A 22681-nucleotide genomic window follows, 5' to 3' on the forward strand; every position below is an offset into this window, starting at 1 on the left:
TGAGTAGCACCTGCAACACCTCGAACAGCGTGTAACCGCGCCGGCCCGGCCGCGCGGCGGGGTACGGGAAGAGCGGCCCGAGGGCCGCCCTCCTCGTACCCCGTCGTGTCGATGTGCGGCCGCCGCTTTTAGATGCCGTAGGGGCGCTACGCGCGTAGACGGCCCCCGTCCCCAGGAGAGTGCGCCATCAACGCGTCCAGCAGCCCTCCGGCCGGAGCGGCGGTCAACGAATCGGTGACCGCCGTGGAACTCGCCGGGATCACCAAGCGTTTCCCCGGAGTCGTGGCCAACCACGACATCCACCTCACCGTCCGCAAGGGCACCGTCCACGCCCTCGTCGGCGAGAACGGCGCCGGCAAGTCGACGCTGATGAAGATCCTCTACGGCATGCAGAAGCCGGACGAGGGCACCATCGCGATCGACGGCGAGAAGGTCGCCTTCTCCTCGCCCGCCGACGCCATCGCCCGCGGCATCGGCATGGTTCACCAGCACTTCATGCTCGCCGACAACCTCACGGTCCTGGAGAACGTGGTCCTCGGCAGCGAGAAGCTGTACGGCATCGGCTCCAGGGCCCGCCGGAAGATCAAGGAGATCTCCGAGCGGTACGGCCTCGGCGTCCGCCCCGACGTCCTGGTCGAGGAACTCGGCGTCGCCGCCCGCCAGCGCGTGGAGATCCTCAAGGTCCTCTACCGCGGCGCCCGCACGCTGATCCTCGACGAGCCCACGGCCGTCCTGGTGCCGCAGGAGGTGGACGCCCTCTTCGACAACCTGCGCGAGCTGAAGGCCGAGGGCCTCTCCGTCATCTTCATCTCCCACAAGCTGGGCGAGGTCCTCTCCGTCGCCGACGAGATCACCGTCATCCGGCGCGGCACGACGGTCGGCACGGCCGTCCCCGCCGAGACCACGCCCCGCCAGCTGGCGGAGCTGATGGTGGGCAGCGAACTGCCCACCCCGGAGACCGCCGAGTCCACGGTCACCGACCGCGCGGTCCTCACCGTCGACACGCTGCGCCTGTCGGCACCCGGCGGCAAGGCCCTGCTCGACGACCTCTCCTTCACCATCCACGCCGGTGAAATCCTCGGCATCGCCGGCGTCGAGGGCAACGGCCAGACCGAACTGGTCGACGCCCTCATCGGCCTGCGCCACGCCGACTCCGGCACCATCCGCTTCCTCGACCAGGACATCACCGCGCTGCCCACCCGCAAGCGCCGCGAGCAGGGCGTCGGCTACATCCCCGAGGACCGCCACCGCCACGGGCTGCTCCTGGAGGCCCCCCTCTGGGAGAACCGCATCCTCGGCCACGTCACCGAGAAGCCCAACAGCAAGGGCCTCTGGCTGGACCTGAAGGGCGCCCAGGAGGACACCCGCCGCATCGTCGAGACGTACGACGTCCGCACCCCCGGCATCGACGTCACCGCGGCCTCCCTCTCCGGCGGCAACCAGCAGAAGCTGATCGTCGGCCGCGAGATGAGCCACAAGCCGCGCTTCCTCATCGCCGCCCACCCCACCCGGGGCGTGGACGTCGGCGCGCAGGCCGCGATCTGGGACCACATCCGCGAGGCCCGCCGCGAGGGGCTCGCCGTGCTGCTGATCTCCGCCGACCTGGACGAGCTGATCGGGCTCTCCGACACCCTGCGGGTGATATACGACGGCAAGCTGGTCGCCGACGCCGACCCGGCCACCGTCACCCCCGAGGAACTGGGCTCGGCGATGACCGGCGCCACCAGTGGCCACCTGGAGCACGAAGAGACCCCGGCCGACGGCGGCCCGGGCGCGGAAGACGAGGCCCGCTGATGAAGAAGTTCGACAAGGAGCGCGTGCTCCTCGCGGTGGCCGGACCGGTCATCGCGCTCGCCGTGGCCTTCGTGCTCAGCGCGATCGTCCTGAGCGCTTCGGGCAAGAACCCGGTCGAACCGTTCGCCCTGATGTTCGAGCAGGCCGGGTTCTCCGACATCCAGGTCCTGATCGTCAACCAGGCGTCGATGTACTACATCGCCGCCCTCGCGGTGGCCATCGGCTTCCGGATGAACCTGTTCAACATCGGCGTCGACGGCCAGTACCAGCTCGCCGCCATGATGGCCGCGATCGTCGGCGCCCACGCCAGCCTGCCGGCCGCCCTCCAGGTGCCGCTGCTGCTGCTGACCGCCGTCCTCACCGGCGCGTTCTGGTCCGGCATCGCCGGCATCCTCAAGATCACCCGCGGCGTGAGCGAGGTCGTCGCGACGATCATGCTCAACTCCATCGCCACCGCCGTCATCGGCTACCTGTGGCTGCCCGACGTCTTCGGCGTCAAGATCGGCAACAACAACACCACCGGCGAGATGCACGAGTCCGGCTGGATCCCCGGCATCGACATGGGCGCGGCCGGCGAGATCTACGGCCTGGTCGTCCTCGCCGTCCTCCTCGGCATCGGCTACTGGCTCGTCCTCAACCGCACCCGCTTCGGCTTCGACCTGCGCGCCTCCGGCGCCTCCGAGTCCGCCGCGGCGGCCAGCGGTGTCGACCCGGGGCGCATGGTGCTCACCGCGATGCTCATCTCCGGCGGCCTCGCCGGTCTCGCGGGCCTGCCGATCCTGATGGGCGACACCCACACCTACAGCCTCAACTTCCCCACCGGCATCGGCTTCCTCGGCATCGGCATCGCCCTGCTCGGCCGCAACAGCCCGGTCGGCATCGCCTTCGCCGCCCTGCTGTGGGCCTGGCTCGACAAGGCCTCGCCCGAGCTGGACTTCCACGGATACGACAAGGAGATCGCGGTCATCATGCAGGGCCTGATCGTCCTCTCGGTCGTCGTCTCCTACGAGGCCGTCCGCGAGTGGGGCCTGCGCCGCCAGCAGCGCCGGGTCGGCGCGGAGCTGGCCGCCGGCCACGTCCTGGGCGCCACCGACAACTCGAAGAAGGAGGTGGCCGGCCGATGACCGCTCCGACCACAGCGACCGACGTCAACCAGCCGTCGCTGCAGCCCACGGCGCCGACCGGCCGCCGCATGTCGCTGCCCGTCCTGATGCTGGTCATCGCCGGAGCCCTGGCGCTGACCTCGATCGTCCGCCTCATCACCGGCGCCAACGGCATCACCAACGTCAGCCAGATGTCCACCGCCCTCCAGCTCGCCGTGCCGATCGGCCTCGCCGGCCTTGGCGGCCTGTGGGCCGAGCGCGCGGGCGTCGTCAACATCGGCCTCGAGGGCATGATGATCCTCGGCACCTGGTTCGGTGCCTGGGCCGGATTCCAGTGGGGGCCGTGGACCGGCGTCCTCGTCGGCATCGTCGGCGGCTGCCTCGGCGGCCTGCTGCACGCCATCGTGACGATCACCTTCAACGTCAACCACATCGTCTCCGGTGTGGCCATCAACATCCTCGCCCTCGGCGCCACCCGCTACCTCGCGCCGCTCGCCTTCGAGGGCCACCAGGGCGGCTCGGCCAAGCAGTCCCCGCCCGTCGACTCCCTCGGGCACTTCTCCATCCCGGGGCTGTCGGGCTGGCTGGACAGCCTCAACGACCAGCACTGGTTCTTCGTCTCCGACATCGCGGGCCTGCTCGGCGGCCTGGTCACCGACGTGTCCTGGCTGACCCTGATCGCCGTCGCGCTGATCCCGGCCAGCTGGTACATCCTGTGGCGCACCCCGTTCGGCCTGCGCCTGCGCTCCTGCGGCGAGAACCCGGTCGCGGCCGAGTCCCTCGGCGTCAACGTCTACAAGTACAAGTACCTGGCCGTGATCATCTCCGGCGGACTGGCCGGACTCGGCGGCGTCTTCCTGTCCATCGTGGCCAACCCCTTCTACCTGGAGGGCCAGACCAGCGGCCGCGGCTACATCGGCCTCGCCGCGATGATCTTCGGCAACTGGATGCCGGGCGGCCTCGCCATCGGCGCCGGCCTCTTCGGCTACACCGACAGCCTCAACCTGCGCGGCGGCTCCGCCAACGTGCACGCCCTGCTGCTGCTCGGCGCGCTGCTGCTGGTCGCCGGCGCCATCTGGCTGGCGATCCGCAAGAAGTACGTCAAGGCCGCGATCACCTTCGTCGTCGGCGCCCTGGTCTTCGCCTGGTACGCCGGCACCAACGAGGTCCCCAACCAGGTCGTCTCCGCCACGCCGTACGTCGTCACCCTCGTCGTCCTCGCCCTGTCCGCGCAACGGCTGCGGATGCCGAAGGCGGACGGCATGCAGTACCGCAAGGGCCAGGGCAAGTGACCGGGCCCGACTGGGAGGCGCTGCGCACCGCGGCCCGGGACGCGATGTCCCGGGCGTACGCCCCCTACTCCGGCTACGCCGTGGGCGCCGCCGCCCTGGTCGACGACGGCCGCACCGTCACCGGCTGCAACGTGGAGAACGCCAGCTACGGCATCGGCCTGTGCGCCGAGTGCGGCCTGGTCTCCCAGCTCCAGCTGACCGGCGGCGGCCGGCTGACGCACTTCGTCTGCGTCGACGGCGAGGGCGAGGTCCTCGTCCCCTGCGGCCGCTGCCGGCAGCTGCTGTACGAGTTCGGCGGCCCGGAGCTGCTGCTTGAGACCCCGGAGGGGATCCTCGCCCTGTCCCGGATGCTCCCGCAGGCCTTCGGCCCCGACCACCTCACGAAGTAAGGACAGCCAGACATGGCCATGGACGTCATCTCCGTCATCCGCACCAAGCGGGACCGCGGCGAACTCGGCGGCGAGCAGATCGACTGGGTCATCGACGCCTACACGCGCGGTGAGGTGGCCGACGAGCAGATGGCGTCGCTCGCGATGGCGATCCTGCTCAACGGCATGAACCGCGGCGAGATCGCCCGCTGGACGGCGGCGATGATCGCCTCCGGCGAGCGCATGGACTTCTCGTCCCTGTCCCGCCCGACCGCCGACAAGCACTCCACGGGCGGCGTCGGCGACAAGATCACCCTGCCGCTCGCCCCCCTGGTGGCGGCGTGCGGCGCGGCCGTCCCGCAGCTCTCCGGCCGCGGCCTCGGCCACACCGGCGGCACGCTCGACAAGCTGGAGTCGATCCCGGGCTGGCGTGCCCTCCTCTCCAACGAGGAGATGCTGGACGTCCTGGACACCACCGGCGCGGTGATCTGCGCGGCGGGCGACGGTCTCGCGCCCGCCGACAAGAAGCTCTACGCCCTCCGGGACGTCACGGGCACGGTCGAGGCGATCCCGCTGATCGCCTCCTCCATCATGTCGAAGAAGATCGCCGAGGGGACCGGCTCGCTGGTCCTGGACGTGAAGGTGGGCTCCGGCGCCTTCATGAAGACGATCGAGGACGCGCGCGAGCTGGCCTCCACGATGGTCGGCCTCGGCACCGACCACGGCGTGCGGACCGTCGCGCTCCTCACCGACATGGCCACCCCCCTCGGCCTCACCGCGGGCAACGCCCTGGAGGTCCGCGAGTCGGTCGAGGTCCTGGCCGGCGGCGGCCCCTCCGACGTGGTCGAGCTGACCCTCGCCCTGGCCCGCGAGATGCTCGACGCGGCGGGCCTCAAGGACGCCGACCCGGCGAAGGCGCTGGCCGACGGCTCCGCGATGGACGTCTGGCGCCGGATGATCGCGGCCCAGGGCGGCGACCCGGACGCGGCGCTGCCCACGTCGAAGGAGCAGCACGTGGTGAAGGCGGGCGCCTCCGGCGTCCTGACCCGCCTCGACGCCTACGACATCGGCGTCGCCGCCTGGCGCCTGGGCGCGGGCCGCGCCCGCAAGGAGGACCCGGTGCAGGCCGCCGCGGGCGTCGAACTCCACGCCAAGCCCGGCGACACGGTCACCGAGGGCCAGCCCCTCCTCACCCTCCACACGGACACCCCGGACCGCTTCGCGTACGCGCTGGCGGCGGTGGAGGGCGCGTACGACGTGGCCCCGGCGGGAACGGCCTTCACCGCCTCGCCGGTGGTGCGGGAACGTATCGCCTGACCTGGTATTTCCTCATTCGGGTGAACGGGACCGGTAGACCAGTACCGGTCCCGTTCGGCATGCTGGGATCGGTGACGCACCGATAGGAGAACCGCCATGAGCGCACTCACCGTGAGCCAGGAGCCCGACCAGAACTGGGACGACCTCGTCCGGTTCTGGGAGGAGATGGATTGGCCCGAGGGCAGCAAGGTGGAGATCATCGAGGGGATCGTCACCGTGTCACCTGCTCCTGGACTGCCTCACAACGTCATCGCCGCGCGCATCCATCGGCGCTTGCTCTCGGTGATCCCCGAGGATTGGGAGGTTTTCCAGACTTTGGCGATCTCTGTTCCGTCCCGCTTGGGGATGCTCATTCCGGACATCGTGGTGGCACAGCTGCCTGATCACACGGAGTCCGGCACCCACATCCCCGCCGCCTTGGCAGAACTCGTCGTCGAGGTCACCTCCAAGTCCAACGCTCGGCACGACCGCATCAGCAAGCCCGCCGCCTACGCCACCGCGGGGATCCCGCTCTACCTCCTCGTCGACCGCTGGGCCCCCGGCGGCCCCACGGCGACGCTCTACGGCGAACCGAAGGGTGACGTCTACCGGGTGCTGAGCGCCGCGAAGTTCGGAGATCCCCTCACCCTCCCCGATCCCTTCGACCTGACCATCGACACCAGCGAGTTCCCCGAGGCCTGACTCACCCCAGCACCGCCGCCACCCCCACCAGCACCGGCACCGACACCACCGTCGACACCAGGATCGCGTCCCGGGCCAGGCGCTCGCCCACCCCGTAGGTCGACGCGTACGTGTACAGGTTCTGCGCGGCCGGCAGCGCCGACGTCACCACCACGTCGAGCAGTTGGGCGCCCCGCAGTCCGAAGACCCCCGACGCCAGTGCCCAGGCCACCGCGGGCTGACCGAACGCCTTCAGCGCGACCGCGAGCAGCACCGGCCGCCGTTCCACGCCCCGCAGCGGCATCGTGGAGCCGCACAGGCCGATGCCGAAGGCCAGCAGCACCGCCGGGACCGACATGTTGCCGATCAGCGTCACCGGGTCCATGACCGCGTCCGGCACCTCCAGACCGCTCGCGGCGACCGCGACCCCGGCCAGCGAACCCAGCGCGATCGGATTGCGCAGCGGCGTCAGCAGCCGCCGCCACAGCGGGCCCCGCGCGCCCCCGCCCGACAGGTCCAGGATCGTCACCGCCACCGGAGTCACCAGCACCAGCTGGAACAGCAGCACCGGCGCCACCAGCGAGGCGTCGCCCAGCACGTACACGGCGATCGGGATGCCGAGGTTGCCGGAGTTGACGTAGCCGGAGCACAGCGCGCCGATCGTCGTACGGCCCACGCCCCAGCCGCGTACGACGCCGACCGCGACGAACGCGCCCGCCACCGCCAGCGTGGACAGGGCCGTCACCAGGAGCCGGGCGGAGAAGACCACCGACAGGTCGGCCGTCGCGAGCGTGGTGAACAGCAGGGCGGGGGAGGCCACGTGGAAGGCGAGCCTGGTCAGCACCTCCCGGCCCTGGGGGCCGAGATGACCGCGCAGGCCGAGGACGTAGCCGACGCCGATGACCACCGCGATGACCGCGAACCCGGTCAGCACCCCCTGCACGGCGCTCCCTCCCCGGCGGGAAGGCGGACGCCGGACGGCGCGGAGGCGGGGAGTGGGGAGAGCGGGGATATGTGGTGCACGCGGCCCACCCTCTGCGGGAAGGCATGCGCCGGTCAATGTGATCCCCGACGGCCCCGCCGCCGATGACTTCCGCGGGTCCGCCCGGTCTACCGCACGTGGACGCCGTGACACCCGCCGTACTCGTGCTGCCGGGGCCCGTCTCCCGCGGGGAGACGCCCCGGCTCTGCGACGAGGTTCGCGCACTGCTGGAGACCACCCGGGCCGGGGTGGTCGTCTGCGACGTCGGCGGTCTCGGGCCGCCGGGCCTCGCCGTCGTCGACCTGCTGGCCCGGCTGGAACTCACCGCCCGGCGGGCCGGGGGCCGCATCCGGCTGCGCGATGCCGACCCGGCCCTGCACTCCCTACTGGGCTTCGTCGGCCTCCGCTTCGAGACGGAGCGGCAGGTCGAACAGCGGGAACCACCGCTTGGTGTCCAGGAAGCAGTGGAACCCGGTGATGCGGCCGGCTGAGATCTCCAGCACCTGGACCGCCCACGGCGCGAAGCCGCCCGCCTCCGGGTCCGGCTTGTAGTGCGCGAAGGCCGGCAGTCCGTTGGCCTCCACCCGCAGCAGCCGGGAGCCCGCGCACGCCGCGCCGAGCGTCGTCATGAAACCGGTGATGTCCGCGGGACCGGCCAGCCACAGGTCGAACGGCGGCATCGTCATGACCGCGTCCTCGTGCAACAGCGCCGTCAGCGCCGTCATGTCGTAGCCCTCGAAGGCCGCGACGTAGCGCTCCAGGAGCTTCTGCTGCTCCTCGTCCAACGGGTCCGACACCGCGGCGTCGGACCCCCGGTCCGCCCGCTCGGCGAGCGTCGCGCGGGCGCGCTGCAGGGCGCTGTTCACGGAGGCCACCGACGTGCCGAGCAGCTCGGCGACCTCGCTCGCCTTCCACGCCAGCACCTCGCGCAGGATCAGCACCGCCCGCTGCTTGGGCGGCAGCTGCTGAAGGGCGGCCATGAAGGCGAGCCGCACCGACTCCTTGGCGACGGCGGCCTCGGCCGGGTCGGCGGTCTGCGGCAGCACGCGGGCGTCCGGCATCGGCTCCAGCCAGGTGTGGTCCGGACGGGGGGACAGCGCGGCCTGGGCGAGCGGCGTCGAGTCCGTCAGATCCATCGGACGCGCCCGCTTGTTGCCCGCGCTCAGCATGTCCAGGCAGACGTTGGTCGCGATCCGGTACAGCCAGGAGCGCAGGCTGGAGCGGCCCTCGAACTTGTCGTAGCTCCGCCAGGCGCGCACCAGGGTGTCCTGCACCGCGTCCTCGGCCTCGAAGGAGGAGCCGAGCATCCGGTAGCAGTACCCCGTCAGCTCGGGCCGGTGCTTCTCCAGCGCGGAGTCCAGCTCCGTCGTCACGGTGCCGTTGGTCATCGTCCACCCACCCCTGTGGCGTCCCGTCGTGCGCGTCTTCGCGCCTCGCACTTCGGAAGCTACCGCAGGGGACTGACAATGGCCTGTGCAGTCAATGAAACAGCAGGTCGGAGAGGGGGCGCGGAGCCTCAGCGGGACAGGCCCAGCACCTTCACCGGAGCGTCCCCGACCTGCCGGCGGGCGGCCAGCGAACCGGCGACCGTGATCACCACGACGCCCAGCACCGCGAACACCCCCACCGCGACCGTCCCGGCCCAGCCGCCCGAGTGGAAGGCCACCGCGCCGACCGTACTGCCCGCGCTGGAGCCCACGTAGTAGGCGGACTGGTACAGCGCCGAGGCCTGGGCCCGCCCGTGCTGGGCGGTCTTGCCGACCGCCGAGGAGGCCACCGCGTGCCCGGCGAAGAAGCCCGCCGTGATCAGTACGAGCCCCAGCAGGACCAGCGGCAGCGACGGCGCCAGGGACAGCAGCAGACCCGCCGCCGTCGTCCCCGCGCCCAGGTAGAGCGCCCCGCGGCGGCCGAGGCGGCCCACCAGACGGCCCGCCGTCGACGCCGAGACCGTGCCGACCAGGTAGACCAGGAAGATCGAGCCGATGAGGCCCTGCGGCAGCGAGAACGGCGCCTCCGCCAGGCGGTATCCGATCACCGTGTACACGCCGCCGAAGACCGTCATGAACAGCGCGCCGATCGCGTACAGGCGCCGCAGCAGCGGGTTGGCGAGGTGGTCGCGCACCGTGCGGAGCAGGACGCGCGGGCGCAGCGAGCCCGGTGTGAAGTGCTTCGGCGCCGGCAGCAGCATCCGGAAGGCCACCGCGCACCCCACCGCGACGAGGCCGACGACCCCGACGGCGATCCGCCAGCCCCACTCCTGGGCGACCCAGCCGGTGATGATCCGGCCGCTCATCCCGCCCACGCTGTTGCCCGCCACGAACAGGCCGATCGCGGTGACCAGCGCACGCGGCCGCACCTCCTCCGCGAGGTACGCCGTCGCCGAGGCCGGCAGCCCGGCGAGCGCCGCTCCCTGCACCGCCCGCAGCGCGACCAGCGCCGGCAGCGACGGGGCGAACGGCACCAGCAGCCCGACGGTCACCGCCACCGCCAGCGACGCCGTCATGACCGTACGCCGCCCGAACCGCTCCGACAGCGCGCTCATCGGCAGCACGAACACCGCGAGGCCCCCGGTCGCGGCGGCCACCGTCCAGCTCGCGTCGCTCGCCGTGACGCCCAGGTCGCCCGAGATCAGCGGCAGCAGGGCCTGGGTGGAGTAGAGGAGCGCGAAGGTCGCGACACCCGCCAAGAACAGCGCGAAGCTCATCCGGCGGTAGCCGGGGCCGCCCGGTGCCATGCGCGAGTCCGCGGTGTCGGGGGCGTCGGGGGCGGCGACTGCGGTCGCGGCGTCCACGCTGGTGGACGCCCCGGTATCGGCGGGAGTCATGCGACGAAGGTACGAAGCCCCTTACTCATCCGTCCAATGCATGGAATGGCCATAATCGTTCCCATGGTGCATCAGCAAAGCTCACGGCCCCGCCTGTCACCGTCCGGTGACACAGAAGACATCGTCGCGCTGCTCGCGCCCCGCCTCGCGCACTTCGCCGGCGTGGCCCGCACCGAGCACGTCACCCGCGCCGCCCAGGAGATGAACGTCCCCCAGTCCACGCTGTCGCGCGCCCTCGTCCGCCTGGAGCAGGACCTCGGCGTCGACCTGTTCGTCCGCCGCGGCCGCACCCTCGCGCTGACCGTCGCCGGACGCACCTTCCTCGGCTCCGTCGAACGCGCCCTGGCCGAGGTCGAGCGCGCCGCCGACGAGGTCCGCGCCGACGCCGACCCGGCCACCGGCAAGGTCGCCTTCGGCTTCCTGCACACCATGGGCGCCGAGACGGTCCCCGGCCTGCTGCACGCCTTCCGCGCCGACCATCCGCGCGTCCGCTTCAGCCTCGTCCAGAACTACGGCGAGGCGATGCTGGAACGGCTGCGCGCGGGGGAGCTGGACCTGTGCCTGACCTCCCCGGTGCCCGACGCGCCCGACCTGGTCGCCCGCCGCCTCGACGAGCAGAAACTGCGCCTGGTCGTCCCGGCCGACCACGCCCTGGCCGGACGCAGGCGCATCCGCCTCGCCGAGGCCGCCGACGAGAACTTCGTGACCCTGGAGCCCGGCTACGGCCTGCGCCGCATCACCGACGCCCTGTGCAAGGAGGCCGGGTTCCGGCCCAAGGTCGCCTTCGAGGGCGAGGAGGCGGAGACACTGCGCGGTCTGGTCGCGGCCGGACTCGGCGTCGCCCTGCTGCCGCCGCCCGCCGTGCCCCGCCCCGGCGTGGTCGAACTGACGGTCACGGCCCCGCGCGCCGCCCGCGAGATCGGCGTGGCCTGGCTGGCGGGCCGTACGGACACACCGCCGGTGGCGGCCTTCAAGCAGTTCCTGCTGTCCCGGCGGGGCAACCTGCTGCCGTCCTGAAACCGGGGCGGGCCCGCGCCCTACCGCCGCAACGACTTCCCGAACCCCACCGCGAGCGGCATCCGCAGCCCCAGGGGCGGGGGAGCGGCCAGGGCGTCCTCCACCGGACGCGAGAAGGACTGCCCGAACAGCACACCCATCACGAAGTCCTCGGCCAGAGCCGCCACTTCGTCCCGGTACTGGCGCAGCCCGTGACCGTCGGAGTGCACCTCGAACCGGCACACGCCGCGGTTCGCCTTCTTCGCCCGTGAAGCCAGCCGGAACGACAACTCCGGGTCACTGCGCCCGTCGTTCGTGCCGTGCACGATCAGCACCTGCCGCCCGGCGAGCTGCCGCACCGGTTCGGGCGGCGCGGCCACGTCCTCCTCCGGCAGCCAGGGGGCGATCGCCAGCACCGACGTGACGGCCTCGTGCCCCGCCGCGCGCAGGGCCGCCCGGCCGCCCATGCCCGTGCCGAGCAGGCAGACGGGCACGTCGCCGTAGCGCCGTACGGTCTCGTCGGCGGCCCATTCGGCGTCCCGGGCGAGATGGGCCTCGGCGCCGTTCCAGCCGCGGTAGCGGTAGTGCACGACGTGCGTGGCCAGGCCCTCCTCCCGCCCCGCGCGCGCCAGCCTGCGCCCCAACGCCCGTACGGACGCGGACGCGAGCAGCGTGGAGGGCCTGCGGTCGGAGACCTCGTCGCCCCCGGGGAGCAGCAGCACCACGCCGCTCACCGCCGTCCCCTCGGGGCCGGGCGTCCGCCCCAGCCGGGCCCGACGGACCGGCGTCGCTTGCTGTGCCATGACAGAAGATTCTCAGAAGACCGGGTGTACGGAACCCGTCCGCGCAGTCACCGTTACATATCGGGGAGTCCGTACACCGAGTCCGTACACCGAGTCCGTGCACCGCCCGCGGTGCCGAATGCGACCGTACGGCCGGGTCCGTGCGGGTCCGGCCATTCACCCGGTGTTCTACGCGCGTAGGAGTTAGAGTGCGGAAATGACGAGCCAGAGCACCGAGAAGAGCGCGGCGGCGAACACCGCGACGAACAGCGCGACGGTCTCGAAAACACCGTCGCCGGACCGGATCCGCCGGGCGCCGAAGGTTCTGCTGCACGACCACCTCGACGGCGGGCTGCGCCCGGGCACGGTCGTCGAACTGGCGGCGGCGACCGGTTACGCGGGTCTGCCCGAGACCGACGCCGACCGGCTCGGCGACTGGTTCCGGCAGGCCGCCGACTCCGGTTCGCTGGAGCGGTACCTGGAGACCTTCTCCCACACCGTCGGCGTCATGCAGACCCGCGACGCCCTGGTCCGGGTCGCCGCCGAGTGCGCCGAGGACCTCGCCGAGGACGGCGTCGTCTACGCCGAGGTGCGGTATGCCCCCGAGCAGCACCTGGAGCGGGGGCTGACCCTCGAGGAGGTCGTCGAGGCCGTCAACGAGGGGTTCCGGCAAGGGGAGCGGCGTGCCCGGGACAACGGCCACCGCATCCGGGTCGGCGCCCTGCTCACCGCGATGCGGCACGCCGCCCGCTCCCTGGAGATCGCCGAACTCGCCAACCGCTACCGCGATCTCGGCGTCGTCGGCTTCGACATCGCCGGCGCCGAGGCCGGCTACCCGCCCACCCGGCACCTGGACGCCTTCGAGTACCTGAAGCGGGAGAACAACCACTTCACCATCCACGCCGGCGAGGCCTTCGGGCTGCCGTCCATCTGGCAGGCCCTGCAGTGGTGCGGCGCCGACCGGCTCGGGCACGGGGTGCGCATCATCGACGACATCCAGGTCCACGAGGACGGCTCGGTCAAGCTCGGACGGCTCGCCTCCTACGTCCGCGACAAGCGGATCCCGCTGGAACTGTGCCCCAGCTCCAACCTCCAGACGGGCGCCGCCGACTCCTACGCCGAGCATCCCATCGGACTGCTGCGCCGGCTGCACTTCCGGGCCACCGTCAGTACCGACAACCGGCTGATGTCCCACACCAGCCTGAGCCAGGAATTCGAGCACCTTGTCGAGGCGTTCGGTTACACGCTCGACGACATGCAGTGGTTCTCCGTCAATGCGATGAAATCAGCGTTCATTCCTTTCGATGAACGACTGGCCATGATCAATGACGTGATCAAGCCCGGATATGCGGAGCTGAAGTCCGAATGGCTGTTCCAGCAGACGGCCTCCACCAGCGGTTCTTCGGAGATCATGGACTGAGTGCCGGTCGACGGTCATACGGAACGCGAACGGGATTTCACCATCCGTCCGCATTTCGATGTTTGCGTCGGGGGTGGGGCGTGTTTACGGTCAAGGACCGCTCACCTCCCCGTCACCCCATTACGAGGACGCAATTCCATGAAGCAGTCTGCTGCCAAGACCCTCGGTGTCGCCGCCCTCGGTGCCGCCTTCGCCGCCGCCGGCGCGGGCGCGGCCACCGCGGCCCCCGGACTCCCGGACACCGCGCAGACGGTGGACTCCGTCGCCCGCACCCTCCCCGCGGAGACCGTCTCCCAGGTGGCGCCCGGCGCGGGCAACCTGCTGGAGCAGGGCCGCAGGATCTCCCACACCGGTCTGACCGTCGCGCAGCCGGTCGTCGAGCAGGTGGTCGCGGAACAGCTCGCCGACGGCCCGACCGAGCCGGTCGCCAAGCTGCTCGGCGGCGTACCGGTGCAGTCGCTGCCCACCAAGGGCCTGCCGGTCAACGGCCTCCCCCTCGGCGGCTGACCCGCGCCTTCCCCCCAAGCGTCGATGGGGCGCACCCGGTGTCGCCGGGTGCGCCCCATCGGTGTACCAGAGGGGTGGTGCGACCGTCACCAGGCCGTGCGGGCGGCCTTCTCCTCGGACGGGAGCAGGATCCACAGGGCCAGGTAGAGCAGGAACTGCGGGCCGGGCAGCAGGCAGGAGACCAGGAAGATCACCCGCATCGTGCCTGCGGAGGTGCCGAAGCGCCGGGCCAGCGCGGCGCACACTCCGCCGATCATGCGGCCGTGGGTGGGGCGGGCGAGGCTGGACATCGCGGCTCCTTCGTGAGCGTGTGGGTGGGGCTGCCCTCCGGCTTCCCCTTCATCTGCCCTCCACGCTACGGAGACGAACGGAACAAAGCGTCGCTCTACGGGGCGATACCGACCCTGGGAATCGTCGGGGTCCGACCCTGAGCGGGCTCCTCCTGGGGTACGTCTTCCCGACCGGCCGCCCGGTACCAGCGACGGACCCGGGCCCGGCCCGCCGGGACGACGGCGAGGTGCGCGACGGCCACCCCCACCGTGTTCAGCAGCACCGAGTCGATGTCGACGACCTGGCCCGGCACCCCGGTCTGCAGCAGCTCGATGCCCAGCGACAGCAGGATGCCCGCGGCCGTGGTGCGCAGCAGGGAGGCCAGCGGCGAGACGTACAGCCGCCCGCCGGCCATCGGCAGCAGAACACCGAGCGGCGCCAGCAGCGCGAGTCCACCGCCGAGCGAACGCACCGCCTCGCGACCGCCCAGCGCCAGGTCGGCGCGGATCCCCGCGAACGGCTGCACATTGGGCGGCAGCACCCACGGGACGTCCAGTGGCCGCAGCGCGTACCAGGAGACGAACGCGAGATGTGCGACCAGGAGAACGCTTCCTGTCACACGGATGCGGAGCGCGGCGCTGCCGCCGAGGAACCCATGACGCTGCACGTCCCCCTAGACGCGGCCCGCGCCGCGCGCGGTTCCGGCCGCCGCCCCGCAAGGGTGAGGCTTGCGCCACACGGCCCTCGCGCCACTCCCCGGCGCACCCCGCCCGGCCCGGCGGTGTGCGCCCGGCCGCGGCCCGTCGGTGGGCCGTCAACCGCCCGTCAGCCGCCCGCGACCTCGGCGGACGGCGGTTCGTTGCTCCCGGGCCGGGCCCGGACCTCGTCCGTACAGGTGTAGCGGCGGGCCGACCGGTCCGCGGGACCGGCCAGGACGACGGAGCCGTCCCCCTCGGCCGCGGCGGAGTCCGAGAAGGTGCACACGACCTGCGCGAGGGCGTACGAGGTGAGGTCGTCGGGAGCGGTGCTCAGCCGCAGCGTGTCCTCCGGCTCGCCGGAGCGCGGTCCGGTCACGGTGATCCCGCGGCGCACGTCCGACGTGTACCCGGCCTCCTTCTCCGCGGCCGACGGCTGCTCCGCCAGCTCGTTCAGCAGCCCCTGGGCCACCAGGACCCGCCGCCCGGAGTCCGTGGCGCCGCCCGGCACCCGCACCGTGCGGTCCACGGCCACCAGCGACGAGCCGCACAGCAGGAACACCCGCGCCGGCAGACCGGGCGCGGCCCCCGCCGACGCGTCCGGCTCGGTGAGCGAGCAGCGCACCCGCGAGGGCGCGGGACCGTAGTCCGTCGGAACCTCCGTGGCGCGGATGCCGCACCCGGTCAGCAGCGCGGCCAGTACTACGAGCCCGGAGAGGGCCGGCAGACGGCGTACGGTCATCAGACCTGTCCCTTCGCGTCCTTGCCCCTGACCGTGTCCTTGCTGCCGTCCCCCGGGGCGTCTCCGGGGGACCCGGCGCCCGCGCCGTCCCCCTCGGCGGGCGGGGACGGGTCCTGGGGCAGCCACAGCGTGAAGACCGCACCGCCCCCCGGGGAGTTCTCGGCGGATATCCGACCGCCGTGGATGTGCGCGTTCTCCAGGGCGATGGACAGGCCGAGCCCGCTGCCCTCGGAGCGCGGCCGGGAGGCGCTCGCCTTGTAGAAGCGGTCGAAGACGTGCGGCAGGACGTCCTCGGGGATGCCCGGACCGTTGTCCCGCACCCGGATGACGATCTCGTCGTCCGCCCGCGACACCGACACCCGCACCGGCGACCCGCCGTGCTTGAGCGCGTTGCCGATCAGGTTGGCGAGGATGACGTCCAGGCGGCGCGGGTCCAGGCGGGCGTGGATGCCGCGCTCGGCGTCCAGCTCGACGGCGTCCAGCCAGGCCCGGGCGTCGATGCAGGCGGTGATCTGGTCGACGACGTCGACGTCGTCCAGGACGAGGCGGGCGGTGCCCGCGTCGAAGCGGGTGACCTCCATCAGGTTCTCCACCAGGTCGTTCAGCCGCCGGGTCTCGCTCACCACCAGCCGCACGGCGGGCTCGACCATCGGATCGAAACTCCCGCCCTCGCCCTCGCTCGCGAACTCCAGCTCCTCCTCCAGCACCTCCGTCACCGCGGTGAGCGCCGTCAGCGGGGTACGCAGCTCGTGGCTCATGTCCGCGACGAAGCGCCGCGACGCCTGCTCACGGCCGGCCATGTCGGCCACCCGCTTCTCCAGCGCCTCGGCGGCGCTGTTGAACGTCCGGGACAGATCGGCGAGTTCGTCGGTGCCCGAGACGCGCAGCCGGGTGTCCAGCTTCCCCTCGCCCAGCCGTCGCGCCGCGACCCCGAGCCGGTGTACGGGCTTCAGCACGGTCGTCGCCAGGGCCTGCGCGAGCAGCGCCGAGCCGAGCAGGGCGACCGCGGTGGCGATCCCCAGCGACCAGGCGAGCGAGTTCAGGTCCTTGGCCTCCGGTTCCAGCGACTTGAGCATGTAGCCGGTCGGCCCGCCGCCGATCACCTTCGTGCCCGCCACCAGGTACGGAGTGCCGTCGTCGGTGATCCGCTGCCAGTACAGGTGGTACGGCTGCTTGTTGGCCGAGGTGACCTTCTGCTCCTTGTTCACCGCCCCACGCAGCGACTCGGGCACGTCGGACAGCGCGAAGCCGCCCAGGCCGCCGGAACTGCCGTACACGGCGCCGCCGCCGGCCTTCTCGGCGACCAGCAGCACCGAGAAGCGCTGGCTGCTGTTGGCCATCTGCCCCGCCGTGTGCTGCAACTCGTCCTGCGTGGGGTGCTCGGGCAGCGCGCCCGCCCGGTTCTGCATCTCCTGCTCGAAGCCGCGCAGCACGGCGTCCTGGGTACGGGTGAGCACCGCCTCCCGGTTCAGCCAGTAGGCGATGCCGGACGCGGACACGGCGGCGGTGAGCGCGACCAGACCGAAGACGAGGACGAGCCTGAGACGCAGACTGGTGAAGCGCAGCCAGGACCAGACTCCCTTGCGAGCCGCGGCCCAGCCGCGCAACCCCCCCTGGTGTTCCTTGGTCACTGAGGCGGATCCAGCCGGTAGCCGACACCGCGCACGGTACGGATCAGGGTCGGGGACGACGGCACGTCCTCGACCTTGGCGCGCAGCCGCTGGACGCAGGCGTCCACCAGCCGGGAGTCACCGAGGTAGTCGTGCTCCCACACCAGCCGCAGCAACTGCTGCCGGGACAGCGCCTGTCCCGGCCGGCGGCTCAGTTCGAGGAGCAGCCGCAGCTCGGTCGGCGTGAGCTGGAGGTCCTCGCCGTTCTTCGTCACCGTCATCGCGGAACGGTCGATGACCAGGCTGCCGAAGCTCGCCGAGTCGGTCGACTCCCGTTCCCCGCGCCGCAGCACGGCCCGGATCCGGGCGTCGAGCACCCGGCCCTGGACGGGTTTGACGACGTAGTCGTCGGCGCCCGACTCCAGACCGACGACCACGTCGATGTCGTCGTTGCGCGCGGTCAGCAGGATGATCGGCAACTGGTCGGTGCGCCGGACGCGACGGCACACCTCGAAACCGTCGATGCCGGGCAGCATCACGTCCAGCACGATCAGGTCCGGCCGCTGCTCGCGCAACAGCTTCAGACCGTCCTCACCGCTGGCAGCAGTGGCCACCCGGTGGCCCTGGCGGGTCAGGGAGAGCTCCAGGGCCGTACGGATGGCGTCGTCGTCCTCGATCAGCAACAGGGAAGGCACCCGCTCATTCTGGCCCATGAGGGGGTGGGTGTTCGACCTGTGGGTGCGGATGGGGCCCCGCCACGCCGCCGGACCCTGTGAAGGAACGGTGCTGCGGCCGTGACGGACCCCTGTGACAGCTCTGTGACAGTCGGCGGACACGGCCATGAAGTCGCCGGGGCAAGCTTTTCGTCACAGGCAACACCGGAAGTCCACGACGGGGGGCGCGAGATGAACACGCTGAAGGGCACCAACACCAGCGCAGTGGTCACGCGTCTGCACGACGTGCACGCACACCGGGGTTCCGAGAAGTCCGGTGCCGTGAGCGGGCGGGGGTGCGCTCGCGGCACCGGGCGTCAGCACACCGCGTACATGACGGTGGTCGACGCGAACACGGGGGACACGGGGGCAACGAGGAACGAGGGGGACCGGGGGGAGCGGCGGTCCCTGTCGGAGGCGGAGTTCACCGCCTATGTCCAGGAGCGCCGCTCCTCCCTGTACGCCACCGCCTACCACCTCACCGGCGACCGCTTCGAGGCCGAGGACCTGCTGCAGAGCGCACTGTTCTCGACGTACCGGGCGTGGGACCGGATCAGTGACAAGGCGGCGGTCGGGGGCTACCTGCGCCGCACCATGACCAACCTGCACATCAGCGCCTGGCGGCGCCGCAAGCTCAACGAGTACCCGACCGAGGAACTGCCGGAGAGGCCCGGCGACATGGACGCGATGCGCGGCACCGAGCTGCGCACCGTCCTGTGGCAGGCGCTGGCCCGGCTGTCCGAACTCCAGCGCACCATGCTGGTCCTGCGCTACTACGAGGGCCGCACGGACCCGGAGATCGCGGACATCCTCGACATCAGTGTCGGCACGGTGAAGTCCAGCATCTGGCGCTCGCTGCGCCGGCTGCGCGAGGACGAGGTCCTCAGCTTCGGCCGTGACCAGGAGGACGCCTTCGGCGAACTGGTCGCCTGAAGGTACGGGCCGAGCAGGCGGGCCCGAGGGGGAGGGGCCCCGAGAAAAAAGTTCGAGCCGGGGTGTATCACGGGGGCGGGCTCGGACTCTTACTCACGGGGAAGCACCACGGGGGAACACGGGGGAACGGGGATCACGGGGGATCCACGGGGGAGTGGAAAGGGAAGCGGGACTGGAGGGCCGGGGGTCCGTCCAGTCCCGCTTCCGCGTGTGCGGCCGGACACGGCGCCGCGCCCTCACGCCGCCGTACGGGCGCCGGCGCACCGGCCCGCCGCCGCGGCGGCCAGCCGTCCCATCGCCTCGTCCCGGTCGCAGGCGTGGGCGCCCAGGGCCGTCTGCCGGGCGATGACCGACCGCTCCTGCCGCATCAGCCGCCAACCCCTGCGCAGCAGGAACGGCACGGACTTGCGGCCCTCGCGCAGGTCCCGGGCGAAGCGCCGCCGGAAGGTCGTCAGCGGGCCGCGGCTCAGGCACAGCGCGTCGGCCAGCACGCCCAGTTCCCGGCAGCGCGTCACCAGTTCCGCGGCGAAGATGCCCTCGGCGAGGAACAGCGGGGTCCGTCCGATGTCCACCGCGTCCTCGCCGGTGCGGGCGCTCAGCGAGAGGTCGTACACGGGCACGTTCGTGCGGCCCGTGCGGCACAACTCCCCGATGGCGGCGACCGCCGCGTCCGCGTCCCACGACGCGGGATGGTCCCAGTCGATGTCGGAGCTCTGCGCCACCGTCGGCAGCGTCGGGTCGGTGCCCTCCTTGTAGAAGTCGTCGAGGCGCAGCACCGGAAGGCCGGAGCGGGCGGCGAGGAGGGACTTGCCGGAGCCGGAAGGGCCGCAGAGCAGCACGACTCGCGTCGGTATGGGCGGATGGGAGCTCACGGGACACCAGTCTGAGGCATCGAACGCCTGTCGTAGACCCCGTGGGTGGACTTTGCAGCGCGCGTCACATCTCGAAGGCGCCGTGCGGTGACCTGATCACGGTCCGCACTGTTGTCAGGGCAGTCCACAGCACTCCACACCAAGAGGTGGCAGCACCGATGGCCCGACACGCGTCCCCCCGCACCCCGCACGCACAGCGCGCCCTGGTCGCCCTCGCGACCGCCGGGGCCGCCCTGGCGGCAGGAGCGGCCACGGCTTCCGCGGACGGCGGCGAAACGATCGCCGGCCTGGCCCACACCCGCCCCACCTCGCTGGGCAACATCGACCCGCAGGCGGGCGTCCAGGCGGTGACCGGCATGGTCGGCTACGTCACCGGCCCGGTCGCCGACCTCAAGCCCAACCCGCTGGCCGGCACCGGCGTCGACCCGCTGGACAACGGCGTCGGCACGAAGATCGCCGACTTCCAGCCCCTGACGTCGACGGCACTGACGGGGCCGGTCGCCCAGGCGCAGTCGCTGGGCGCCGTGCCGGTGGTGGGGCAGGTGACGGAGCTGCTGCGCTGAGGCAGTCCGCGAACGCCGGGCCGCGATCCTCCGAGAGGGAGGTCGCGGCCCCCTGGCGACGAGGGTGGTCCAGGCTGTCCGGCGGAGGTGGGCGACGACGCTACAAGGCGGCCCGGGGGCCGTCTAATCTGTGGTGATCCACGTTTCGCGCAAGACGTGCCAGGGGGGCCGTGTGCACAACGACGACGGAATCAACGGGACCGGTGGCAGCGCCGACGGGCATCCCGAGGATCGTTCTCTCGCCCCCCGCATGGTGATCGAGGGCCGTTACGAGCTGCTGGAGCCGATCGGCAGCGGCGGGATGGGCGAGGTCTGGAAGGCCCACGACCGGCGGCTGCGACGCTTCGTCGCGGTGAAGGGGCTCCTCGACCGCAGGGCCACGACCCCGGACACGCAGAAGGACGCGATGCAGCGGGCCCGTCGGGAGGCGGAGGCGCTCGCCAAGATCGAGCACCAGAACGTGGTGACCGTCCACGACCAGATCGAGACCGCCGACCAGGTCTGGATCGTGATGAAGCTGCTGGAGGGGCGGTCGCTGGCCGACCTGTTGCGCGGCGACGGGGTCCTCGGCGTGCCCAGGGCCGCGGACATCGCCCTCCAGATGGCCCAGGGCCTGCGGGCGGTCCACGAGGCGTCGGTCCTGCACCGCGACGTCAAACCGGGCAACGTACTGGTGCGGGACGGCGGCCAGGTGGTGCTGGTGGACTTCGGCATCGCCACCTTCGAGGGCGCGGACCGGGTCACCCGGTACGGCGGCATCATCGGCACCCCTCCCTACCTGGCGCCCGAACTCTTCGCCCCCGCCTCCCCCGGCCCCACGTCCGCCTCCGACCTGTGGGCGCTGGGCGTCACCCTGTACGAGATGGTCGAGGGACGCCTGCCCTTCGGCGGCCACGAGGTCTGGGAGGTGCAGGCGAACATCCAGCAGTCGCCCGACCCCGTGCTCCGGTACGCCGGACCCCTCGGCCCCGTCATCCAGGGGCTGCTGGCCACGGACCCGGGCAGCCGGCTGGACGCGGCCTCGACGGAGGCGATGCTCAGGGAAGTCCTCGCGGACCCGGGCACGCCGGCCCCCGCGCGGGCCACCACCCCCGCACAGCCGGCCCCGGCCCGCCCCACGCCGCCCGTGCCCCGACCCGCGCCGACGGCGGCCGCACCGGCACCCGCCGCGTCCTCCCCCGAAGGCCGCCCCGACGAAGGCGCTCCTTTCGCAGGTGCTCCCCCCGAGTCGTCGCCGACAGCGTCGCGCGGGGGCCGCGGCCGGTTCCGGGGCTGGAAGGTGGCGGCGACCGCGGCGTGCGTCGCTCTGCTCGCCGGGGGCGGCTGGCTCCTCTCGCAGAGCGGCTCCGGGGGCAAGCAGGACGACGCCTCCGGTGCCCAGGGGCAGGGACCCGCCGCGGGCGACGCCGAGAAGGCGTGGGAGCAGTGGAAGGACGCGAAGAAGCGGCTGACCATCGGTGCCAAGGAGGATCAGCCGGGGCTGAGCTTCTACGACGAGGACACCGGCGTGTGGAGCGGATTCGACGTCGACATCGCCTACTCCCTCGCCGACGAACTGGGCTACGACAGGGAACAGGTCGACTTCTACGGGGTGACCACGGCCAACCGGGCGAGCAAGCTGAAGAACGGGGAAGTGGACCTGGTCATCGCCTCGTACAGCATGACCCCCGCCCGCGAGAAGCGGGACGGCATCAGCTTCGTCGGCCCCTACTACAAGGCGGGCAGCAGCCTCCTCGTGCGCAAGAACTCCGCGAAGTACGACCTCGACGAAGCCGTCGACGTGGAGAAGAACCAGGTCGAGGTGTGCACGGCACGGGACTCCACGTACGCGGACCGGTTGCGGAAGGAGGGGTACACCACCGGGAAGTGGCAGCCCGACACCTACAAGGAGTGCGTGGAAAGGCTGCTGGACAAGCGGTCGAGCGTGTACGCGGTCGCCTCGGACGACGTCCTTCTCGCCGGGTACGCCCAGGACGACCCGGCGCATCTGAAACTGCTGCCCAGCGGCGCGGGCACGGAACCCTACGGGGTGGCGATGCGGAAGGGCGACCCTCTCCTGAAGAGCAAGGTGTGCTCGGGGCTCCGGGAAATCCTGGCCGGGAAGGAGTGGTCGGACATGTATATGAAGGATCTGGCCCCACTGACGGGACGGAAGACCGCGCCGAGGAAGCCGGAACTGATGCCGTGCTCGGGTGAGTGAGCGACCTCGGCGGGCCGCGGCTCCCCCGGACGGGGAGG

General features: G+C 71.9%; 23 protein-coding genes. 13 read left to right on the forward strand and 10 right to left on the reverse strand.

What is annotated here, in order from left to right:
- The first annotated feature begins 234 nt into the window (after nucleotides 1-234).
- The 6 genes from BJ961_RS04550 to BJ961_RS04575 all read left to right on the forward strand — a co-directional run bounded on the left by BJ961_RS04550 (nucleotide 235) and on the right by BJ961_RS04575 (nucleotide 6555).
- Nucleotides 235-1794, forward strand: a complete 1560-nt coding sequence (locus tag BJ961_RS04550) for an ABC transporter ATP-binding protein (protein ID WP_271320006.1) — start codon at nucleotides 235-237, stop codon at nucleotides 1792-1794.
- Nucleotides 1794-2918 carry an ABC transporter permease gene (locus tag BJ961_RS04555; RefSeq protein ID WP_271320007.1) on the forward strand — a complete coding sequence of 375 codons (1125 nt, stop codon included), beginning with the start codon at nucleotides 1794-1796 and terminating at the stop codon, nucleotides 2916-2918. Before BJ961_RS04550 ends, BJ961_RS04555 begins: the two co-directional genes overlap by 1 nt.
- Entirely contained in the window at nucleotides 2915-4189 is a 1275-nt protein-coding gene (locus BJ961_RS04560) for an ABC transporter permease (RefSeq protein ID WP_271320008.1), read from the forward strand. Before BJ961_RS04555 ends, BJ961_RS04560 begins: the two co-directional genes overlap by 4 nt.
- Complete coding sequence (locus tag BJ961_RS04565; protein WP_271320009.1) at nucleotides 4186-4578, forward strand: cytidine deaminase; 393 nt, start codon at nucleotides 4186-4188, stop codon at nucleotides 4576-4578. Before BJ961_RS04560 ends, BJ961_RS04565 begins: the two co-directional genes overlap by 4 nt.
- An 18-nt stretch (nucleotides 4579-4596) precedes the next feature.
- The gene (locus BJ961_RS04570; protein WP_271416964.1) at nucleotides 4597-5874 is read left to right on the forward strand and encodes a thymidine phosphorylase; all 1278 of its coding nucleotides are present in this window, start codon (nucleotides 4597-4599) and stop codon (nucleotides 5872-5874) included.
- A gap of 96 nt (nucleotides 5875-5970) precedes the next feature.
- A complete protein-coding gene (locus BJ961_RS04575; RefSeq protein WP_271320010.1) occupies nucleotides 5971-6555 on the forward strand; it encodes a Uma2 family endonuclease in 585 nt (194 codons plus the stop codon).
- 1 nt (nucleotide 6556) lies between these two features.
- Here BJ961_RS04575 and BJ961_RS04580 read toward each other — a convergent pair whose 3' ends face one another.
- Nucleotides 6557-7477 carry an AEC family transporter gene (locus tag BJ961_RS04580; protein WP_271320011.1) on the reverse strand — a complete coding sequence of 307 codons (921 nt, stop codon included), beginning with the start codon at nucleotides 7475-7477 and terminating at the stop codon, nucleotides 6557-6559.
- Nucleotides 7478-7620: 143 nt separating this feature from the next.
- Here BJ961_RS04580 and BJ961_RS04585 point away from each other — a divergent pair, with 143 nt between their 5' ends.
- Complete coding sequence (locus BJ961_RS04585) at nucleotides 7621-8007, forward strand: STAS domain-containing protein (RefSeq protein WP_271320012.1); 387 nt, start codon at nucleotides 7621-7623, stop codon at nucleotides 8005-8007.
- Here BJ961_RS04585 and BJ961_RS04590 read toward each other — a convergent pair.
- Both BJ961_RS04590 and BJ961_RS04595 read right to left on the reverse strand, forming a co-directional pair.
- A complete protein-coding gene (locus tag BJ961_RS04590) occupies nucleotides 7900-8904 on the reverse strand; it encodes a sigma-70 family RNA polymerase sigma factor (RefSeq protein ID WP_271320013.1) in 1005 nt (334 codons plus the stop codon). The two genes, BJ961_RS04585 and BJ961_RS04590, sit on opposite strands and share 108 nt — an antisense overlap.
- A 128-nt stretch (nucleotides 8905-9032) precedes the next feature.
- Nucleotides 9033-10340: an MFS transporter gene (locus tag BJ961_RS04595; protein WP_271320014.1), complete on the reverse strand. Its 1308-nt coding sequence runs from the start codon at nucleotides 10338-10340 to the stop codon at nucleotides 9033-9035.
- A 63-nt stretch (nucleotides 10341-10403) separates the two neighbouring features.
- On the opposite strand from BJ961_RS04595, the gene BJ961_RS04600 reads away from it, so the two are divergent.
- Entirely contained in the window at nucleotides 10404-11357 is a 954-nt protein-coding gene (locus BJ961_RS04600) for a LysR family transcriptional regulator (RefSeq protein WP_271320015.1), read from the forward strand.
- Nucleotides 11358-11377: 20 nt separating this feature from the next.
- Here BJ961_RS04600 and BJ961_RS04605 read toward each other — a convergent pair whose 3' ends face one another.
- Complete coding sequence (locus BJ961_RS04605) at nucleotides 11378-12139, reverse strand: alpha/beta hydrolase (RefSeq protein WP_271320016.1); 762 nt, start codon at nucleotides 12137-12139, stop codon at nucleotides 11378-11380.
- A gap of 196 nt (nucleotides 12140-12335) precedes the next feature.
- Between BJ961_RS04605 and BJ961_RS04610 the strand changes: the two genes are divergently transcribed.
- Both BJ961_RS04610 and BJ961_RS04615 read left to right on the forward strand, forming a co-directional pair.
- Nucleotides 12336-13538 carry an adenosine deaminase gene (locus BJ961_RS04610; RefSeq protein ID WP_271320017.1) on the forward strand — a complete coding sequence of 401 codons (1203 nt, stop codon included), beginning with the start codon at nucleotides 12336-12338 and terminating at the stop codon, nucleotides 13536-13538.
- Nucleotides 13539-13676: 138 nt separating this feature from the next.
- Nucleotides 13677-14045, forward strand: coding sequence for an ATP-binding protein (locus tag BJ961_RS04615; protein WP_271320018.1), 369 nt, complete (start codon nucleotides 13677-13679; stop codon nucleotides 14043-14045).
- A gap of 86 nt (nucleotides 14046-14131) precedes the next feature.
- On the opposite strand, the gene BJ961_RS04620 is transcribed toward BJ961_RS04615, so the two are convergent.
- The 5 genes from BJ961_RS04620 to afsQ1 form a co-directional block, all read right to left on the reverse strand.
- Nucleotides 14132-14335, reverse strand: coding sequence for a PspC domain-containing protein (locus BJ961_RS04620; RefSeq protein WP_003974070.1), 204 nt, complete (start codon nucleotides 14333-14335; stop codon nucleotides 14132-14134).
- Between the two features lie 95 nt (nucleotides 14336-14430).
- Nucleotides 14431-14982 carry a VanZ family protein gene (locus tag BJ961_RS04625; protein ID WP_271320019.1) on the reverse strand — a complete coding sequence of 184 codons (552 nt, stop codon included), beginning with the start codon at nucleotides 14980-14982 and terminating at the stop codon, nucleotides 14431-14433.
- A 158-nt stretch (nucleotides 14983-15140) separates the two neighbouring features.
- Nucleotides 15141-15752 carry a hypothetical protein gene (locus tag BJ961_RS04630; protein WP_271320020.1) on the reverse strand — a complete coding sequence of 204 codons (612 nt, stop codon included), beginning with the start codon at nucleotides 15750-15752 and terminating at the stop codon, nucleotides 15141-15143.
- Nucleotides 15752-17383 carry a sensor histidine kinase gene (locus tag BJ961_RS04635; protein WP_271320021.1) on the reverse strand — a complete coding sequence of 544 codons (1632 nt, stop codon included), beginning with the start codon at nucleotides 17381-17383 and terminating at the stop codon, nucleotides 15752-15754. Before BJ961_RS04635 ends, BJ961_RS04630 begins: the two co-directional genes overlap by 1 nt.
- Nucleotides 17380-18057 carry a two-component system response regulator AfsQ1 gene (afsQ1, locus tag BJ961_RS04640; protein WP_271320022.1) on the reverse strand — a complete coding sequence of 226 codons (678 nt, stop codon included), beginning with the start codon at nucleotides 18055-18057 and terminating at the stop codon, nucleotides 17380-17382. Before afsQ1 ends, BJ961_RS04635 begins: the two co-directional genes overlap by 4 nt.
- 210 nt (nucleotides 18058-18267) lie before the next feature.
- Between afsQ1 and BJ961_RS04645 the strand changes: the two genes are divergently transcribed.
- On the forward strand, nucleotides 18268-19008 hold the full coding sequence (locus tag BJ961_RS04645) for a SigE family RNA polymerase sigma factor (protein ID WP_271320023.1): 741 nt from the start codon (nucleotides 18268-18270) through the stop codon (nucleotides 19006-19008).
- A 236-nt stretch (nucleotides 19009-19244) separates the two neighbouring features.
- Here the strand turns inward: BJ961_RS04645 and BJ961_RS04650 are convergent, their stop codons facing one another.
- Nucleotides 19245-19880, reverse strand: a complete 636-nt coding sequence (locus tag BJ961_RS04650) for a uridine kinase family protein (RefSeq protein WP_271320024.1) — start codon at nucleotides 19878-19880, stop codon at nucleotides 19245-19247.
- Between the two features lie 158 nt (nucleotides 19881-20038).
- Here BJ961_RS04650 and BJ961_RS04655 point away from each other — a divergent pair, with 158 nt between their 5' ends.
- Together BJ961_RS04655 and BJ961_RS04660 are read left to right on the forward strand one after the other, a co-directional pair.
- The gene (locus BJ961_RS04655; RefSeq protein ID WP_271320025.1) at nucleotides 20039-20443 is read left to right on the forward strand and encodes a hypothetical protein; all 405 of its coding nucleotides are present in this window, start codon (nucleotides 20039-20041) and stop codon (nucleotides 20441-20443) included.
- A gap of 172 nt (nucleotides 20444-20615) precedes the next feature.
- Nucleotides 20616-22643: a bifunctional serine/threonine-protein kinase/glutamate ABC transporter substrate-binding protein gene (locus BJ961_RS04660; RefSeq protein ID WP_271320026.1), complete on the forward strand. Its 2028-nt coding sequence runs from the start codon at nucleotides 20616-20618 to the stop codon at nucleotides 22641-22643.
- The last annotated feature ends 38 nt before the right edge of the window (nucleotides 22644-22681 follow it).

This window comes from Streptomyces lienomycini (assembly GCF_027947595.1).
Classification (GTDB): domain Bacteria; phylum Actinomycetota; class Actinomycetes; order Streptomycetales; family Streptomycetaceae; genus Streptomyces; species Streptomyces lienomycini.

Bases quoted from the DNA above. Each gene is read 5' to 3' on its own strand.
- BJ961_RS04570 (WP_271416964.1), top strand. From the start codon at position 4,597: ATGGACGTCATCTCCGTCATCCGCACCAAGCGGGACCGCGGCGAACTC.
- BJ961_RS04560 (WP_271320008.1), top strand. From the start codon at position 2,915: ATGACCGCTCCGACCACAGCGACCGACGTCAACCAGCCGTCGCTGCAG.
- BJ961_RS04630 (WP_271320020.1), bottom strand. From the start codon at position 15,752: ATGACCGTACGCCGTCTGCCGGCCCTCTCCGGGCTCGTAGTACTGGCC.
- BJ961_RS04555 (WP_271320007.1), top strand. From the start codon at position 1,794: ATGAAGAAGTTCGACAAGGAGCGCGTGCTCCTCGCGGTGGCCGGACCG.
- BJ961_RS04590 (WP_271320013.1), bottom strand. From the start codon at position 8,904: ATGACCAACGGCACCGTGACGACGGAGCTGGACTCCGCGCTGGAGAAG.
- BJ961_RS04575 (WP_271320010.1), top strand. From the start codon at position 5,971: ATGAGCGCACTCACCGTGAGCCAGGAGCCCGACCAGAACTGGGACGAC.
- BJ961_RS04615 (WP_271320018.1), top strand. From the start codon at position 13,677: ATGAAGCAGTCTGCTGCCAAGACCCTCGGTGTCGCCGCCCTCGGTGCC.
- BJ961_RS04645 (WP_271320023.1), top strand. From the start codon at position 18,268: ATGAACACGCTGAAGGGCACCAACACCAGCGCAGTGGTCACGCGTCTG.
- BJ961_RS04620 (WP_003974070.1), bottom strand. From the start codon at position 14,335: ATGTCCAGCCTCGCCCGCCCCACCCACGGCCGCATGATCGGCGGAGTG.
- BJ961_RS04595 (WP_271320014.1), bottom strand. From the start codon at position 10,340: ATGACTCCCGCCGATACCGGGGCGTCCACCAGCGTGGACGCCGCGACC.
- BJ961_RS04600 (WP_271320015.1), top strand. From the start codon at position 10,404: ATGGTGCATCAGCAAAGCTCACGGCCCCGCCTGTCACCGTCCGGTGAC.
- BJ961_RS04610 (WP_271320017.1), top strand. From the start codon at position 12,336: ATGACGAGCCAGAGCACCGAGAAGAGCGCGGCGGCGAACACCGCGACG.
- BJ961_RS04605 (WP_271320016.1), bottom strand. From the start codon at position 12,139: ATGGCACAGCAAGCGACGCCGGTCCGTCGGGCCCGGCTGGGGCGGACG.
- BJ961_RS04655 (WP_271320025.1), top strand. From the start codon at position 20,039: ATGGCCCGACACGCGTCCCCCCGCACCCCGCACGCACAGCGCGCCCTG.
- BJ961_RS04585 (WP_271320012.1), top strand. From the start codon at position 7,621: ATGACTTCCGCGGGTCCGCCCGGTCTACCGCACGTGGACGCCGTGACA.